Source organism: Candidatus Flexifilum breve (assembly GCF_016713355.1).
Map to the genome: position 1 here is coordinate 22,868 of NZ_JADJPI010000022.1, position 16,312 is coordinate 39,179.

The 16,312-nt window shown below is 59.8% G+C and carries 15 protein-coding genes; 5 read left to right on the forward strand and 10 right to left on the reverse strand.

Going from position 1 to position 16,312, the window contains the following annotated elements:
* The first annotated feature begins 22 nt into the window (after positions 1–22).
* Both IPK17_RS19525 and IPK17_RS19530 read left to right on the forward strand, forming a co-directional pair.
* Positions 23–1,159, forward strand: coding sequence for a glycosyltransferase family 4 protein (locus tag IPK17_RS19525; RefSeq protein WP_343419373.1), 1,137 nt, complete (start codon positions 23–25; stop codon positions 1,157–1,159).
* Positions 1,160–1,307: 148 nt separating this feature from the next.
* A complete protein-coding gene (locus IPK17_RS19530) occupies positions 1,308–2,372 on the forward strand; it encodes a TIR domain-containing protein (RefSeq protein WP_343419374.1) in 1,065 nt (354 codons plus the stop codon).
* 13 nt (positions 2,373–2,385) lie between these two features.
* Here the strand turns inward: IPK17_RS19530 and IPK17_RS19535 are convergent, their stop codons facing one another.
* The 9 genes from IPK17_RS19535 to IPK17_RS19575 all read right to left on the reverse strand — a co-directional run bounded on the left by IPK17_RS19535 (position 2,386) and on the right by IPK17_RS19575 (position 11,979).
* On the reverse strand, positions 2,386–2,862 hold the full coding sequence (locus IPK17_RS19535) for a VOC family protein (RefSeq protein ID WP_343419375.1): 477 nt from the start codon (positions 2,860–2,862) through the stop codon (positions 2,386–2,388).
* 254 nt (positions 2,863–3,116) lie between these two features.
* Positions 3,117–4,808: an HAD-IIIC family phosphatase gene (locus IPK17_RS19540; protein ID WP_343419376.1), complete on the reverse strand. Its 1,692-nt coding sequence runs from the start codon at positions 4,806–4,808 to the stop codon at positions 3,117–3,119.
* A gap of 155 nt (positions 4,809–4,963) precedes the next feature.
* Positions 4,964–5,287 carry an acyl carrier protein gene (locus IPK17_RS19545; RefSeq protein ID WP_343419377.1) on the reverse strand — a complete coding sequence of 108 codons (324 nt, stop codon included), beginning with the start codon at positions 5,285–5,287 and terminating at the stop codon, positions 4,964–4,966.
* Between the two features lie 5 nt (positions 5,288–5,292).
* Positions 5,293–6,057 (reverse strand): acyltransferase, encoded by a 765-nt coding sequence (locus tag IPK17_RS19550; RefSeq protein ID WP_343419378.1) that lies wholly within the window; start codon positions 6,055–6,057, stop codon positions 5,293–5,295.
* A gap of 14 nt (positions 6,058–6,071) precedes the next feature.
* Positions 6,072–7,025 (reverse strand): lysylphosphatidylglycerol synthase transmembrane domain-containing protein, encoded by a 954-nt coding sequence (locus IPK17_RS19555; protein ID WP_343419379.1) that lies wholly within the window; start codon positions 7,023–7,025, stop codon positions 6,072–6,074.
* Positions 7,026–7,266: 241 nt separating this feature from the next.
* A complete protein-coding gene (locus IPK17_RS19560) occupies positions 7,267–8,076 on the reverse strand; it encodes a class I SAM-dependent methyltransferase (RefSeq protein ID WP_343419380.1) in 810 nt (269 codons plus the stop codon).
* 404 nt (positions 8,077–8,480) lie between these two features.
* On the reverse strand, positions 8,481–10,073 hold the full coding sequence (locus IPK17_RS19565; protein ID WP_343419381.1) for a glycerol-3-phosphate dehydrogenase/oxidase: 1,593 nt from the start codon (positions 10,071–10,073) through the stop codon (positions 8,481–8,483).
* Positions 10,070–11,245, reverse strand: a complete 1,176-nt coding sequence (locus tag IPK17_RS19570) for a glycosyltransferase (RefSeq protein WP_343419382.1) — start codon at positions 11,243–11,245, stop codon at positions 10,070–10,072. The genes IPK17_RS19565 and IPK17_RS19570 overlap by 4 nt, the downstream gene beginning before the upstream one ends.
* On the reverse strand, positions 11,242–11,979 hold the full coding sequence (locus IPK17_RS19575) for a class I SAM-dependent methyltransferase (RefSeq protein WP_343419383.1): 738 nt from the start codon (positions 11,977–11,979) through the stop codon (positions 11,242–11,244). The genes IPK17_RS19570 and IPK17_RS19575 overlap by 4 nt, the downstream gene beginning before the upstream one ends.
* Positions 11,980–12,189: 210 nt before the next feature.
* Between IPK17_RS19575 and IPK17_RS19580 the strand changes: the two genes are divergently transcribed.
* The gene (locus IPK17_RS19580) at positions 12,190–13,239 is read left to right on the forward strand and encodes a glycosyltransferase family 2 protein (RefSeq protein ID WP_343419384.1); all 1,050 of its coding nucleotides are present in this window, start codon (positions 12,190–12,192) and stop codon (positions 13,237–13,239) included.
* A gap of 483 nt (positions 13,240–13,722) precedes the next feature.
* Here the strand turns inward: IPK17_RS19580 and IPK17_RS19585 are convergent, their stop codons facing one another.
* Positions 13,723–14,226 (reverse strand): acyltransferase, encoded by a 504-nt coding sequence (locus tag IPK17_RS19585; protein ID WP_343419385.1) that lies wholly within the window; start codon positions 14,224–14,226, stop codon positions 13,723–13,725.
* Positions 14,227–14,455: 229 nt separating this feature from the next.
* Here IPK17_RS19585 and IPK17_RS19590 point away from each other — a divergent pair, with 229 nt between their 5' ends.
* Positions 14,456–15,157, forward strand: a complete 702-nt coding sequence (locus IPK17_RS19590) for a sugar transferase (RefSeq protein WP_343419386.1) — start codon at positions 14,456–14,458, stop codon at positions 15,155–15,157.
* A gap of 14 nt (positions 15,158–15,171) precedes the next feature.
* Complete coding sequence (locus IPK17_RS19595) at positions 15,172–16,299, forward strand: Gfo/Idh/MocA family protein (protein WP_343419387.1); 1,128 nt, start codon at positions 15,172–15,174, stop codon at positions 16,297–16,299.
* Positions 16,300–16,312 lie beyond the last annotated feature (13 nt).

Genomic DNA, 16,312 nt, shown 5'->3' on the forward strand with positions numbered 1-16,312 from the left:
TAAAAAGGACGAGAACGAACCTATGCACATTGCTTTCAACGGCTGGTTCTGGGATCAGCCGAACACGGGCAGCGGACAATATCTGCGGCGGCTGCTGCACGCCTTGCGCCGGGTCGCGCCTGATCTGCAGATGACGCTCGTGCTGCCGCCGGGACTGACCAGCGCCGACGATCTCCCCGCCGATGTCAGCCTGATCACTACGACGGGCAGCCGGGGCAACCTCGGCAAAGTGCGCTTTGAGCAGCAGACCTTCCCGCAGATGGCGGGACGCTGCGGCGCCGACATCGCGCATGTGCCCTACTGGGGGACGCCGCTCTCATCACCGATCCCATTGATCACCAGCATCCTCGACGTGATCCCGCTGGTCATGCCGGAATACTCCCCCGGTTGGCGCGGACGCCTGTACACGTCACTCGTCAGCGCGGCGGGGCGCGGTTCAGCGCACGTGATCACCATCAGCGACGCGGCAAAGGCCGACATCGTCCAATACCTGAAAATCCCGGCGGAGAAGATCACCACGACCTACCTCGCCGCCGACGAGCAGTACAACCCGCGCATGGGCGCGGAGCACGACCCAGACGTGCGCGCCAAGTACAACCTGCCGGATCGCTATGTGCTGTACCTCGGCGGCTTTGACGTGCGCAAGCGCGTCGATCAACTGCTGCTGGCGTTCACGTATGTGATCGAAGCGGAGGGCGGCGAGGTGCCGCTGGTCATCGCCGGGCGCGAGCCACAGTGGGGATCGCCCATGTTCCCTGATTTGAAGAAGTACATCGCCGAACTCGGCATCGGCGAGTGGGTGCAGTGGCTCGGCTATGTGGACGAGGCCGACAAGCCCGCGATTTATCGCATGGCGGACGTGTTCGCCTTCCCAACGGTCTACGAGGGCTTTTGCCTGCCCGTGCTCGAAGCGATGGCGTGCGGCACGCCGGTCGTGGCGAACGAGATCCCCGTGCTGGAAGAAGTCACGGGCGATGGCGCGTTCCTGACGACCAAAGGCGACGCGCGCAAAATGGCGGGCGCGATCATCGCGCTGCTGGAGCAGGAGCCGCTGCGCGAAACGCAGATCACGCGCGGGCTGTCGCAGGCGACGCGCTACAGTTGGCGCAAGACCGCCCGCGAAACGCTGGCGGTGTATGAGCAAGTGTTGAAAGCCTAGCCTCACCCTCGACTGCCTGACCTCACCCCGTTTCGCTGCGCTCAACCGCCCCTCTCCAGAGGGCGAGGGGCAAAGGCGGGGCGCAAACAGGGTGAGGTTTTCATGCTATACTCGCTAACATCAGCACACCTCGATGGGAGCGCCGCGCATGACCCAGCAAGTCCACAACACAGTCTTCATCAGCTACCGCCGCAGCACCAGCAGCTACCTCGCCCGCGCCATCTACATGGACTTGAAACAGCACAACTACGATGTGTTTATGGACGTCCAAAGCATCGACTCCGGGCAGTTTGACGAGATCATCCTGCGGCAGATCGAAGCGCGCGCGCACTTCCTGCTGCTGTGCACCCCCGGCACGTTTGACCGCATCAACGACCCCGACGACTGGCTGCGCCGCGAGATTGAACATGCCATGCTGCACAGGCGCAACATCGTGCCGATTCTGGCAAGTGACTTCAAGTTTGACGCTGCCACCACGCAGCGCTTTACGGGTAAACTCGCCGAACTCCCGCGCTACAACGCGATTAATGTTCCATTCGATTATTTTGAAGAGGCGTTAGGTCGGCTGCGGACACGCTTCTTGAAATCGCCTGTTGGTATGAGCATCACGGCAACACCCTCCGCCGATTTGACTGCAGTGGCGGCAAAGCAGGCTGAAGTTGAGAGCCAGCCGAAACCAACGGAAAAGCAATTGACTGCTGAAGAATATTTCAGTCGTGGTTTGGCTCGAGATGAATCCGACTATGGTGGAAAGATAGCGGACTATACTGAAGCTATCCGTCTCAATCCTCAATATGCCAACGCTTACTATAATCGAGGCAATATCCAGCCACTATACGGCCATTTGGACGCTGCAATTGCAGATTTTACTAGCTGTATTGATTTAAGGATGCCTGACATCCACATGGCATATAACAATCGTGGAATTGCGCGCAAAGCGAATAGTGATTTTGAAGGTGCAATTAAGGACTACGATCGGGCTATAGGTTCAAAACCGGGGAACTCATATACTACAGAAACCGCGGACTTGCGGAAAAAGAAAGAGGCGCGTTTAGTAACGCTATTAGGGATTTTGAGCGCTATATTGATATGCGTGGACCGATGCAATATGGAGATAGATCCGAAGTTATCACCGAGATTCGCAACCTCAAAAAGAAACTACGGAATAAATGATCTTCCAAATAGGACGAGGCGTACCTCGTCCCACCAATAGCCCATCCTAACGCCTACTTCCCGTCGAAGGCGTCCTGCAAGGCTTGCATGTCGAGCTTGCGCATACTGAACATGGCCTGCATCGCGCGGTTGATGCCTTCGGTATTGCCCGTCGACATCATCTCGTCAAAGCCCCGCGGCACGACCTGCCACGACAGCCCGTACTTGTCCTTCAGCCACCCGCACATACTCTCTTCGCCGCCGTCCGCGGTGAGCTTGTCCCAGAAGTAGTCGACCTCCGCCTGATCCGCGCAGTTGATGAGCAGCGAAATCGCCTCGGTGAACTTAAATTCCGGCCCGCCGTTGAGCGCCGTAAAGCGCTGCCCGTCCAGCTCAAAATCGACGGTCAGGACTTCGCCGGCGGGGCGCGGCCCGGCGTCGGTGTAATGCGAGACGTTCACAATGCGCGAATTCTTGAACAGCGAACAGTAAAAGCGCGCCGCTGCTTCCGCCTGCGTGTCAAACCACAGGTTAGTGACGATCTTCTGCATGGGACTCTCTCCTCACATTCGTGTGCTGCTCCATGTCGAACCGGGAATGATTTGTGAACAGGTGTTCCAGATCAACCTCACCCTGCTCGCTGCGCGAGCCGTCCCTCTCCATGGGGAGAGGGACATGAACCGATGTTTTATTATGCGTCTCTATACAAACACGTTTCCGTGACGCAGATTCTGATAGGCATAGCGAGCAATGTCGGCTCCCCTCCCTGAATTCGGGGAGGGGCCGGGGGTGGGGTGGATATGGGTTAAATAGCCTCCCCGACCGCCAGTTCGATGCCCTTGGGCACAGGGTAGGGATCGTTCGTCGCCCACGTGAACGTCTGCGTCTCGTCGATGTACGCGAAGCCGGAACGCTTGAAGAAGTCGAGCGTGGGCTTGTTCTTGGCAGTCGGCAAGTAAACGGCAGCCACCTCGCGCAGACCAAGCGTCCGCGCATACTCGACCGCCACCGCCAGCATCGTCTCTTCGACCTTGCGCCCCATCACGCGGCAGCTCAGCACGTAATCGACGATGTTCCCGCGGTCGCCTTCAATTTCCAGACTGATGATACCCGTCAGGCCGAGATCGCCGAATTTATCGGTCACGCTGACCGTCCACAGGCGGTGATTGGGCTCATGCGCCAACGCCATGAGTTCAGTATCGCCCATGCGCCGCGTGGACAGGTTGAGCTGATTCGTCTTGTTGAACAACTGCGCGGTGCGCGGCAGCGTGCTCGTGTTGAGCGGCGCGACTTCCACGCGCACGCCGAGCGTTTGCAGCCAATCATCCAGCGACCCAATCTCCGTTTTGAGCGCGGTGCGCTGGCGGTCGGTCACATACATCTTGGTGCGTTCGGCGTCTTCGGCGGTGAGCGTCGGCGCGTCGAACACGCCGAGGCTGAGCAGTGTCTTGACGTAGAGCATCGGGTCTTCGGGCAGTTCCGGCACCAGCACATCCGGCAGCATGTCGCGCACGCGCGCTCGTTCCGCCGGGTTGTCGTCGAGGAAGACGACCGAGTCGAAGCCGAGGTTCAGTTCCGTCACCAGATCGGCGACGTTCTGCGCCTTATCCTGCCAGTTGATGCGCCAGCCCGCGAGGTCGTCCAGCGTCAGCACCATTTCGGGATGCTGGCGGATGGCGTCGAGCGCGACATTCTCCTCATTCTTGCTGACCACGCCGAGCACAATGCCGCGCCGCGTCAGCGCCTTGAGCGCCCGCTGAAAGTCGACATACGCTTCGCCCGTCGCGTCGTGCCCGCCGAGACTGAGGTTCTCCCAGCCGATGTCGCCGACCACGCCGCCCCACAACGTGTTGTCGAGGTCGAGCACGATCAGCTTTTTGCGCTTGCCAGAAATGCCGACCAGCGCCGATTTGATCGTCCGGACGGCCTCTTTGAACACATCGTTGCCAAACGCGACTTTCGCCATATACCAGAATTTTGGCTGGTACGGCATGCGGCTGCGTTCGATCCACTTTTGCGTGTTGAGCAGGTAGACATTCGGCACGTCGCGCAGATATTCCGCGAGCCGCAGATTCATGCGCATGAGCGTGTTGGCTACGCCGATCCCGTCGCGCATATCCAGCAGGCCAAGGCCGTCGACCCACGTTGGCACAACCCACGTCGGGATGAACACCGCTTTGACGCGCGTGGACGTGACCGCGATCAACGCGGCGAACTGCTCGACTTCGGCGAGAATTTGATCGAGTGACACCTGCTCGAAGTCGAGCAGGCGCTTGAACGAGGCGATCACGCCATCAGGGCGCGTCCAGATCACGGCCACATCGGGGCGAGTCGCCCACGTCTCATGGTCGGGATTCATCAAAATCTGCGCGACCTGTCCATACGGTGGCGCGGCGGCCTGCACGAGCGGGGTGGAGTCGTCATTGCTCAGGTAGTTGGCAAAGTTGCCAAGGTTAAAATCGCCGATCAGCGCGGCGCGCAAGTGTTGGGTGTCCAAATCTCTTCCCTCGAAATAAATCGCATCATTCTGTAGGGGCGCAGCATGCTGCGCCCCTACAGAATGATGCTGCGTGTGATCAATTCTCCTCATCCCGGTTTCGTTCTCCCCTCCCTGAATTCGTGGAGGGATCGGGGGTGAGGTCGAAGCAGCGGCTAAATCGCCTCGTCGCTGCTGGTTTCGCCTTCGATCAGGGGTTCGATGTACTCGGTCAGCGTGGCGACCGTGCGAAACGGGTTGGCCTCCGACGCGGTGGCGACTTTGTCGGCAATGTTGACCGCGAGGCCGAACTCATCTTCGATGCTCTCTTCGACCGCGAGGATCAGGTTGACGAAGCCGAGCGAGTCGAGCACGCCGGACTTCGCATAGAGGACGGTGTCGGGCGTTTTGCTCAGGCGTTTATCCGCCGGGAGCTGCTGGTTGAGCTCGTCAATCGCCGCGTAGATCGCGTTCAGAATGCGCGCAGTTTGGTCAATCATCGTGGTTAGTCTCCTTTTTCGCGCGGCAGCATGACGAGCCGCTGATTGGGGACGACCACCGTCTGCGCGGGGATATCCTCGCGAATAACCGCACCCGCGCCGATCACGCTGCCGTGCCCGATGTGCACGCCATCCTGAATCAGCGCGCCCGCACCGATCCACACATCATCTTCGATGACGGTTGCGCCCTTGGAATACAGCCCCTGCTTGACGATGGGGGTGTCCGCATCGTCGGTGATGTAGCGACCGCCGCCAAAATAGCACTGGCCGGAAATAAGAACATGGCTGCCGATGAAAATCCCGCCGACCGACGCAATTTGCGTCTGGCTGCCGATGGTAGCGTGATCCCCAATCGAGATCGTCCCGCCTTTGCACTGAATGATGGTGCTGCGCGCGACGAGCACATGATTACCAATGACGATGCCCGCCTCACCGCCGCCTTTCGCGTCGAGCAGACAGTTGTCGTCGATAGCAACCTGACTGCCCACGCTGATCTTATTGGGGTGGCGCAGCACAATGTTGCGCCCCCACATCACATCCGCGCCCATCGACCGGAAGATCGACGGGTAGACGGCCTTTCTAAGCCCCAATCCGAGCGCGCCGGGCAGCCAACTGAGCAATGAGGCCGCCATTTCATAGCGCAAGATCGCCCTCAGATCACTGCTGCCAACGTAGAAGTTGCCGTAGCGCTGGAGCGCCGACGTGCTGGCCTGAATATCCTGCAGCACCTGCTCTTTGGGAACGGCACGTTCCCCTTGCGTCGTTAGCATTGATGTCTCCCTAACTAGGCGATGGCTGCTTCTCGCCGAAACTGCTTGTGCAGATAGAACACACCACCCAGCAGCGCCGTACTCAATGTGATTAGGCGGATGGTGAGCATGGCCGATAACCCGACCGAAGCCGGAACGCCGATCAGCGGGAAGAGCAGCACGAACGCCCATTCCTGCAAACCAATGCCATTGAAGGACAGCGGCACAATCGCCACCACCATCGTCAAGGGGATGATCGTCGCCAGATCCAGCAGGCTGATCGGCTGGTGAAAGGCGAGCGCTGTCAGCCACGAATACACAATCGCGCCCGCGTTGAACAGCAGCGACCACCACAACGCCCGCAGCAGCGCGCGCGGTTGGTTCTGGTAGCGGTAGAGCGACGTTTGGAACTTGCCGAACTTGGCGAGGTACTTGTGCAGCGGCTTGGGCAGCACCCGCTCGAACCAAACGATCAGCCGCTTGTCGACGGCTAACCACACGATCATGATCAGCCCGAACGTCACTCCCAGCACAGCCAGCGTGAGCAGCGGGTTTTCCACGAGGGCGATGCGTGTGACCAGCGCGATCACCGCGAAGATCACGAGCACAATGAACCCCGTCAGCCGCTCGACAAACACCGCCGCCAGACTGGTCGCCGGGTCATGGGTGGTCTTGCCGATCTCATAAGCGCGGACGAAATCACCGCCAACGTTGGAGGGCAGAAAGTGATTGAAGAAAACGCCGATGTGATACACCCGGAACAGATAGAAGAAGGGCACGCGATAGCCCTGCGCCCGCAGCAATCCCTGCAGCTTGAACACGCCGGGCAGGTTAAGCAGTTGTGCCCACAGGAACGCGAGCAGGATGAAGAGTGGATTGGCATTCCGCACTGCGGTGATCAGTTCGTCGAGGCCAACTGATGAAATCACCAGATACATCAACAGCACCGTGAGGCTGATCGACACGATGGACAGCAGTTGTTTGCGCAAAAGCTGGTTGTCCTCTTCTCCAGAGCTCACAGCGGGGATGCGCGTGAGTCACGAACAATTGACGTCAGTTAGGGGTAAAACAGACGAAGTCGCCAGGCGGCTAGAGGGTGAGGGGAACTGCTCTAGAAATAGATCGATGTGCGTTCACCTTATCCCTAACTCACGTTCGATTACATTGGAAACAATATAACTTTAGGCCTTACACCTCCCTATCAGCCGACCTTGATTCGCCGTCTGCTGCCTAAGCGATCCGTGAGTGCCCCGTAGGCTCGCTTTTGCGCGCCTTGACAATGAGCATGTAGCCGCTGGCGGGGACGAGCGCGTCGAGCTGGCTGAACACCCACACCACCGGATAAATGAGCGAATACAGCCGGAACATCGACTTGTTCGCCTTGAGGTCGCTGCTCGTGACGACCAGCCCCTTCTCGCTGTGGCCGCCGCCTTTCAGCGTGGTGACGGCGAAGACGATCAGCGTGTCGATGAGTTCAGAGAAGAATTTGGAATAGGTGTGGGCCGATTCGACGCTGAAGCGCTCGCCGAGCAATCCCTGGAGATCGTCAAGCGTGTAGCCGGGGCGCAAATGCCCATGTTTCTCGTCGGTTTGCCCCAACCGGAAGCGCAAACGGCGCAGCGCAGTGCTTTTATGATGCGGCACGTTGATGATCAGCCAGCCGCCCGGCTTGAGCGTACGGTGCAGTTCGTCGACGAAACGGCGGTCATCTGGGATGTGTTCGAGGAAGTCGATGATCGCTACGCGGTCAAAGGTTTGGTCGGGGAATGGCAGCGCCTCCCCACTGATCTGATAGACTTCGTCGCCCACCAGCTCACGTATCGCGTTCACCGTCTGCGGGTTGAGGTCGGCGCTCGACCAGTCGCCGCCCTGCTGCCGCAGCAAGTAGCTGATCACACCGTTATCTGAGCCCACATCGAGACAACGCCGCCCGGCGAAGTCACCTAACAGCGCGGTCACTTCCCGGTACTTGCGGCGCTTGAGCACCGATTTATTGAAGAGCTCCAGCGCCCACTCGGGCGCGGTTTTTGTCACCTGCATCTGTTACTCCCAAACTGTGAGCGGGCATTCGAAAATCTGTCATTTTTGCTGCTGTAGGGGGCAAGACATGCGGGCAATTCAGAATCGGTGTTTTGTCTACCCACGCCTACTGTTTTGGCGTCTTTCGGACACTGACTTAAGTAGGTTCTCGAAACAAATCCACGAATGGATGTAGGGGCGCACCTGTGTGTGCGCCCGAAACCGGGTAGACACATAGGTCTACCCCTACATTGGGACTTTCGAGTGCCTACTTTAGTGCTCCGTCCAGCAATTGATTGCAGAAAAGGAAGCGCTTTTTCGTAGGGGCGCACGGCCGTGCGCCCCTACGAATCCATATTCGACCTTTTACCGGATGAAGCATTTAGGAGAAGAGTCGGAAGTAAGGTTGCGTATGTCCTATGCGGTCACCAGCGGTAGTGCGCCTGCACTGCGTCGATTTCGCGCAGCACACGCTCATTCGTCCAACCGAGTTCCGACTGCATCACCCGCGCGGCAAACCGCAAATACGACTCACTCGGCGGTGCAACCGACCCGAGTTCCGTGCGGCGGAGCACGACATCCGCCAGCGTCTGCGCCATCTCATGCTTGACCGCGTACCGAATCTCCGCGCGCAGCACCGCCAGCGCTTCGGGCAGCTCCGCGCGCTCAACATAGCGCAGCACGTTGGGATACTCTGTGCCGTAGTTCAGCACCAACCGCTTGATAGTGTCTGGGCGCAGTCCATGCGGATTGCGCGCGCTCTGCTCGGCCAGAAACTGATCGAACGATGCGAACGCGCCCCCGTAGAGCGGCGTCACGGCAGACACCGAGGGCGGGCTCGACCGTTCCAGACTTTTGAACAGCAGATCGACCGCCTGCTGTGCCACGCCGCGCGCTGTGGTGTACTTGCCGCCCTCCACACTGATCAGGCCGCGCCCGCTGTCGCTGATGCGCGGATGCGTGCTCAGCTTGACCTCCCCGCGCATGTCCACACCGTCGATCGGCAGCAGACCACGATGCACGAAAGTCACATCGTCAGGCGTCAGGCAGGCGGCTGGCAGCGCGCTGTTGACCGCCGCCAGCAGCCCGTTGATGTCGCGCTCCGTCACGCGCAGGGTGGCCGGGTCGCCGACGTGCAGCGCGTAATCCGTGCCGATCAGCGAGTGACCACGCCATGGGGAGACAAAGTACAGCCGACCAGCGCCCGACACGCCGACCGCGTGCGTCTTGAACAGCGGCCGCGTGATCACATTGATGGCTTTCGCCAGCCGGGGCGGCGGCGGGTCCGCGTGCAGCCACCCGTTGACGACGCTCGTCCACGCGCCCGCCGTGTTGATCACCCGCTGCGCGCGGATCTCGAACACATCACCCGTAAAGCGATCCCGCGCCCGCACGCCGCGCACCCGCCCGTCCGCACACACCAAGCCGACCGCTTCGACATAGTTCGCCACCGCCGCGCCGATATTCTCCGCCGTGCGCACAAACGCCAGCGTCAACCGTTCGGTGTTGTACGCCTGCGCATCGTAGAAGACGCAGCCGCCGTTCAAGCCGTCCGGGTTGATGCCCGGCGCAAGCGCCAGCGTTTCCGCCCGGCTGATCATGTGCGCGTTGGGAACATGCTTGGCGGCGTCCAGCCCGCGGTTGCGGTCGAAGCTCAGCGCGTCATTCACGCGAATGGCGACACTCATGGCCTCGCGGCCTTTCACGCCGTGACCATAGGTCGGCACGAGCACGGGCAGCACATGCACGAGGTGCGGCGCGATGCGTAACAGCGTGGTCCGCTCGTGGATGGAGTGGCGCATGCGTCGGAAATCGGCGCTTTGCAGGTAGCGCAGCCCGCCGTGAATCGTCTTGAGGCTGTTCGCCGAAGCGCCGCCGCCGAAGTCACCGCGCTCGATGAGCGCTACGCTCAGCCCACGCAAGGCCGCTTCCCACGCCACCGTCGCGCCATAAATGCCGCCGCCAATGATCACGACGTCGTAGGTAGTCGCTGCCAGATTGACGAGATCGCGCTTCATGCCGCCCCTCGCAGTCCGCTGGCCTGTTCCATCTCGGCCAGCAAATCAGTGATCGTCTGGTAGAAGGTCTGATAGTTGTATTTGGTCGCGATCAACTGCGCGCCCGCCGCGCCGATCTGGTCGCGTAAGGCCACGTTCGCTGCAAGGCGCAGCAGACCATCAGCATAGGCGCGCGGCAGCGGGTCGGTCAGCACCGCCGACTGCGGCGTCAGCACCTGCGTGTGCGTCCACAAATTCGTCGCCAGAATCGGCTTGCCGCTCTCCAGATACGAGTAGAGCTTCATCGGCGTGTTGCTGCCCTTGATGCGCGGTGAAAGCAGCAGATCGGCTTGCGCCAGGTACGCCGAGAGCAGCGCGACGGGCTGCGGGCCGAGAAAATGCACGCGCTCGGCAATTCCCAAATCGCGGCTGATGGTCGTGTAGCGCTCGATATCAGCGGGCTTGCCGCCGATGATGACGAGGTCGAGATCGGCGGCATCCTGTGCCGCCAGCCAGAAGCTTTCCAGCAGCAGATCAATGCCCTGATACCCTTCGAGGTTGCCGACGTACATGGCGATGGGTCCGGTCAGCCCGTACTTAGCGCGCACGTCGATCACGGGGACAGCGCATACCTCGGCGGGCATCGGCACATCGTAGAGCACGGCGATCTTCTTCGCGCCCCAGCGCACGGCATCGTCGCGCAGGGCGTCGCACACGGGCACGACTGCCTCTGCCCCGCGAATCATGATGCCTTCCAATCCGCGAAACACGGGCAGCAGCGGCTTCAAGACGCCGATCTTCTCGGTCAACTGGCCGGAGAGCGACGAATCCATGTCGTACAGGTACGGAATGCGATACAGCCGCCGGATCGCGTAGGCGATGAACGCCGCCTCTTCGACCGCGTGCACGTAGTCGTAGCCGCCGCGCGCCGCCATGCGCAGCGCCTGCGGCAGCATGAGCACATCACAGGCCAGCTTCTTCGGCGAAAAGCCGGGGCGGATGTTCTTCAGCCAAGGCAGCGCGGGGATGCGATGCAGCGTCACACCCGGCAGCGCGATATCTGCGCCTTCGTGAAAGGTGATCACGTCGACCTGATCGCCGCGCTGCGACAAGACCTCCAGCAGCAGCTTGATCGCGATCGGCGTGCCGCGCTCCTGATAGAACGGCTGCGGCGCAAGCAGGAGAATTTTCATCCTGCCCCCTCGCGGATCATTTTGAGGATCACGGGTGAGCCCCAACGCTGGGTCAACCCGAAGCCGCGGCACACGCGCTCCATGCGCTCCGAAACGGTCGGCGCTTGCAGTTTCCGATGCACCACCATCGGCACGAAGTACTGCGCGTAGCTCTCGCCATAGATGAAGCAGTGTTCGCGAAAGACGCGCAGCAGGTCAGCGCGGCGATAGTTCGTATAGTGGCGGGTGTTGCCTTCCAACTGCTTCTTGAAGTTGAAGAAGAGCGGCACAAAGGCATTTACGCTGTTGACTTCGGGATAGTCGAGGATGACGGCCTTTTCGGCCACGCGGCACAGTTCGCTGATGAAGCGTTCCCATTGGGTGACGTGGGGCAGCAGCCGGTAGCTGATGACCACGCCAAACGCTTTGTCAGGGTATGGTAAGTTGAGCATATCGCCCACTTCAAACGAGCAGCGGCGCGCATCAATGTAGGGCTGAATGCGCTGAGCGCAGATCGGGTCGCTGCCCACCACGGTTACATCGAATCCACCCGCGATCAATGCCCCGGTGATCTGCCCATGCCCCCCGCCCACATCCAGCACGGTCGCGCCGGGATACGGTGCGAGCATGCGCAGGGTCGCCTGTTCTTGGACGCTCAGGAACCACCTGCCCACGCCGCCCGCAAACCGTGTCGCGTACCCGTCCGACGACGTTTCGATATCTGCTGTTTCTGTAAATTCGGCCAGGGTTATCATTTTTTGGTTTCCCAGGTATTGTGTGTTGCTCTCACAATACGGTCTGGTTCCTTGCGCTGAACTTACGACAACAACGAACACCGATTTCAGGCGAGAATTACAACTTAAGAACGTTTCCCAATCCGTGCTGACAGTTTCATGTTTAGGTTTATGTAAGGCGTAATATAGACAATCTGCCCATCGGTAAGCCCTGCGCTTGAAAGGTGAACCATGACGCAGACTGCTGAAAACCTGAGCAAAATCTATGCCTATCAACCGGAACGGTTCCAAACCCCCAGTTCCGAAACCAACCCGCGCCTGTCTGTCGTTATCCCGCTGTACAACGAAGTCGATAACATCCCGCCGCTGTACCAGGAACTCAGCACAGCGCTCGATGCGCTCGGCGACACGTATGAAGTCATCGTGGTGGATGACGGCAGCAATGACGGCAGTTTTATCGAATTACGCAAACTGTTTGAGACCGACCCGCACTGGCGGGTCATTCGCTTCCGCCGCAATTTCGGGCAGACTGCCGGGTTGATGGCTGGATTTGAGGCGGCGCGCGGCGAGTATGTGATCACGCTGGACGCCGATTTGCAGAACGATCCGCAGGATATTCCCAAGCTGATCGCCAAGGCGGACGAGGGTTACGACATCGTGAGCGGTTGGCGCATGGAACGCAAAGAACCGTTCTTCAGCCGCCGCCTGCCGTCGATGCTCGCGAACCGCCTGATCTCGCGCTCGACGGGCGTCGCCCTGCACGACTACGGGTGCACGCTCAAGGTGTACCGCGCGGACATCGCCAAGCACATCCGTCTCTATGGCGAACTGCACCGCTTCATCCCGGCGATTGCCAGCGGCCTCGGCGTACAGCTCGCCGAAGTCCCGGTCAGCGACCGGGCGCGGCGCTTCGGCAAGAGCAAATATGGCATCATGCGCACGTTCAAAGTGATGCTCGACCTCATTACGGTGATCTTTTTTCTGAGCTTCTCTACGCGCCCGCTGCACGTGTTCGGCGGCATCGGCCTTGTGACCGGGGCAGTCGGCGTGTTGATCGGCGTGTACCTCGCATTTGTGCGCCTGATCCTGCAGCAGGGCATCGGCGACCGGCCGCTGCTGCTGCTCTCGATGCTGCTCATCATCCTTGGCGTGCAAATCACGGGGACGGGGCTGGTCGCGGAATTTGTGATGCGCGCCTATCACGAGCCACAAGGCCGCAAGATCTACGTGGTGCGGGAAGAACTCGATCACGAACCCGGCGCGCAAACAGAAACCGCCTAACACACGCGGCAACTCTCCACAATCTCTCATGACCGGGCGCAGCCAACTGCGCCCTTTTTGTTGGCAGGTAGGGTCGGAAACAGCGGACGCAATGATGCAGATTACCTTAGTCGGAGTTATGGATCTGTAGGCCAACCCCGACCCTCCCACAATTAGGGAGGGAGCTCAACAGCCTTCACCCTGCTTCGTAGGACGCAATTCATTGCGTCCGCTGACGAAGGGAAAGGCTACAACAAGTGCTTTTAAAACCCTTACCTCGTCTCCTCTAGGTTAGGCAGCAGATCGGTTTGAGTGAAAGCAAAAGAGGCGTTTGAGGTTGTGGTGACTACGTAGGAGGACGAGGCATGCCTCGTCCCTCGTTAAGACCGCCCAGGGAGGCAAGTCCCCTCCCCTACAGGCGGTTCGCTTGGATTGGACTGTCGCCCTCTCCGTAAAGAGAAGAGGGGACAAGGGTGCGGTTGAAAACAGCGTGGCGTTTTAGCGTTACATCTTGGCCTGCTTTTGCGCCTGTTCCCGTTGGCGCACATCGCCGATGACCTTGGCGGGTACGCCCGCGACAATCGCGTAATCCGGGACATCTTTGGTGACGACCGCGCCCGCGCCGATCAGCGCGAACTTTCCGACGGTTACGCCGCCCAGAATCGTCGCGTTGGAGCCGATGCCCACGCCTTCTTTTATCAGCGTGGGGGCCAGCGTCCAATCGTCGCCGCGCTTGAGCTCCCCGGCGGGGGTGACGGCGCGCGGGAACAGATCGTTGACGAACATCACGCCGTGCCCTACGAACACACCATCCTCTAACGTAATCCCTTCGCAGATGAAAGCGTGCGACGAGATTTTGCAGCGCCGCCCGATCACGACGCCGCTTTGAATCTCCACAAACGGGCCGATCTGCGTCTCCGCGCCGATGATGCAGCCGTAAATGTTGACCATCGTCGGGTGAAAAATACGTACATTCGCGCCTAACTGCACATTATCGTTGACAGGCATCCGCTTTTCTCCATTCCAGCCTTAACACCGATACTGCTAGCCTACGATTGCCCACCTGTAAGCCGCCTAACGTCATCATGTTAGGCATCCTGTCATATACCGACAAATCAGCAGAAATCTAACATTTTCTTGAGTGTCCCCCCGTCAAATATTACAAATCGCATTGTTAGCCTCGTGAAAGGTGAGACTTCTATCATGAGGGGGTCTTTATTGGAGAAGGAGCGACGACATGTTGAAGCGTTGGCAGTTACGCCTCTATTTCGTCATGAAGCGGCTGCTGGATATGGTGCTGGCTGGCACCGCCCTCATCTTGCTCTCCCCGGTGCTGCTCACCATCGCGATCATCATCCGCTTGGACTCACCGGGACGGGCGATCTTCGCCCAGGAACGGGTCGGCGTGCGGGTGAAAGCGCGCAACGGCCAGAAGTTCTGGGAGATTCGGCCCTTCATTGTCTACAAGTTCCGCACGATGAAGCAGGACGCGCGGAGCGACATCCATCAGAAGTTCGTCACGGCGCTCATTCAACGGGACGATCAGACGATCACGGCGATGAACGGCAAGGCCAGCGCGGACAAGAAGTTCAAGCTGCAGGACGACCCCCGTGTGACGCGGATGGGCAAATTCCTGCGCCAGACGAGCATCGACGAACTGCCGCAGTTGTGGAACGTGTTCCGCGGCGATATGTCGCTGGTGGGGCCGCGCCCCGCCCTCGCCTATGAAGTGGATATGTATTCGTCTAAGCACCTGCGCCGTCTGGAAGCGCAGCCGGGCCTGACGGGCATGTGGCAAGTCGCCGCCCGCAGTCAGGTCGATTTTGAAACGATGGTCGATCTCGACATTCAGTACGTCGAGAACCAATCACTGCTGAAGGATCTCGTGATCCTGTTTAAAACGCCGTTCGCTGTCCTAAAGGGCAAGGGCGCGGCTTAACCGAGGGAGATGGAATGAATACTGTGAACATCGGCGTAATTGGCGCCGGGTATTGGGGGCCGAACTTAATCCGCAACTTCGTGGATCTACCGAAGACGAATCTCGTGGCGGTCGCGGATATGAAGCAGGAACGACTGGACCGGATCGCGCAGATGTACCCGTCGATCAAGACGGTCAACGACTACCGCGAACTGTTCAACCTGGGGCTGGATGCCGTCGTGATCGCGACGCCGCCCGCCACGCACTACATGATCGCGTCGGACTGCCTGCGCCACGGGCTGAGCGTGATGGTCGAAAAGCCGCTCACGCTGCGCGCCGAAGACTCCGAAGCGCTGATCGAACTGGCTGACCGTATGGGCTTGACGCTCATGGTCGGCAATACCTTTGAATATAACGCCGCCGTCGAAACGCTGCGTAAGCTGATCGCGGATGGCGAGCTGGGCGAGATTTACTACATCAACGCCGTACGGACGAACCTCGGCTTGTTCCAGCCGAACGTCAACGCGATGTGGGATTTAGCGCCGCACGACATTTCGATTTTGCTGTACCTGCTCGGCAAAGAGCCGACGAGCGTCAGCGCGCAGGGCGGCAAACACGTCTTCAAGCACATTCATGATGTGGTGTTCATGCACCTCAAGTTTGGTGACAGCCTGCAAGCGCACATCCATGTGAGCTGGCTCGACCCGAACAAGACGCGCAAGATCACGGTCGTGGGGAGCAAGAAGATGGCCGTCTACGATGACGTGGAAAATCTCGAAAAGATTCGCGTGTACGACAAGGGCGTCGACGTGCCGCCGTACACCGACACCTTCGCCGAATTCCAGTGCAGCTACCGCTACGGCGACATCGTCACGCCGCACATTCAATTCGTCGAGCCGCTCAAGGTGGAATGCGAACACTTCGCCGACAGCGTCCGCAACAAGACGACGCCGCGCAGCAGCGGACAGGTTGGCCTACGCATCGTCAAGGTGCTGGAAGCCGCGCAGCAGTCACTCGATGCGGACGGTACGCCCATCGGCATCACGCCAACACTCGACACACTCAATCCCGAAAACGTGGTCAACCTCATGCACTCGGTCGGGCTGCAAACGCCCGCGACCAACGGCAAGTCCCGGCACTTAAACACCGTTCCGCGCCAGTAACACACCTTCGCAC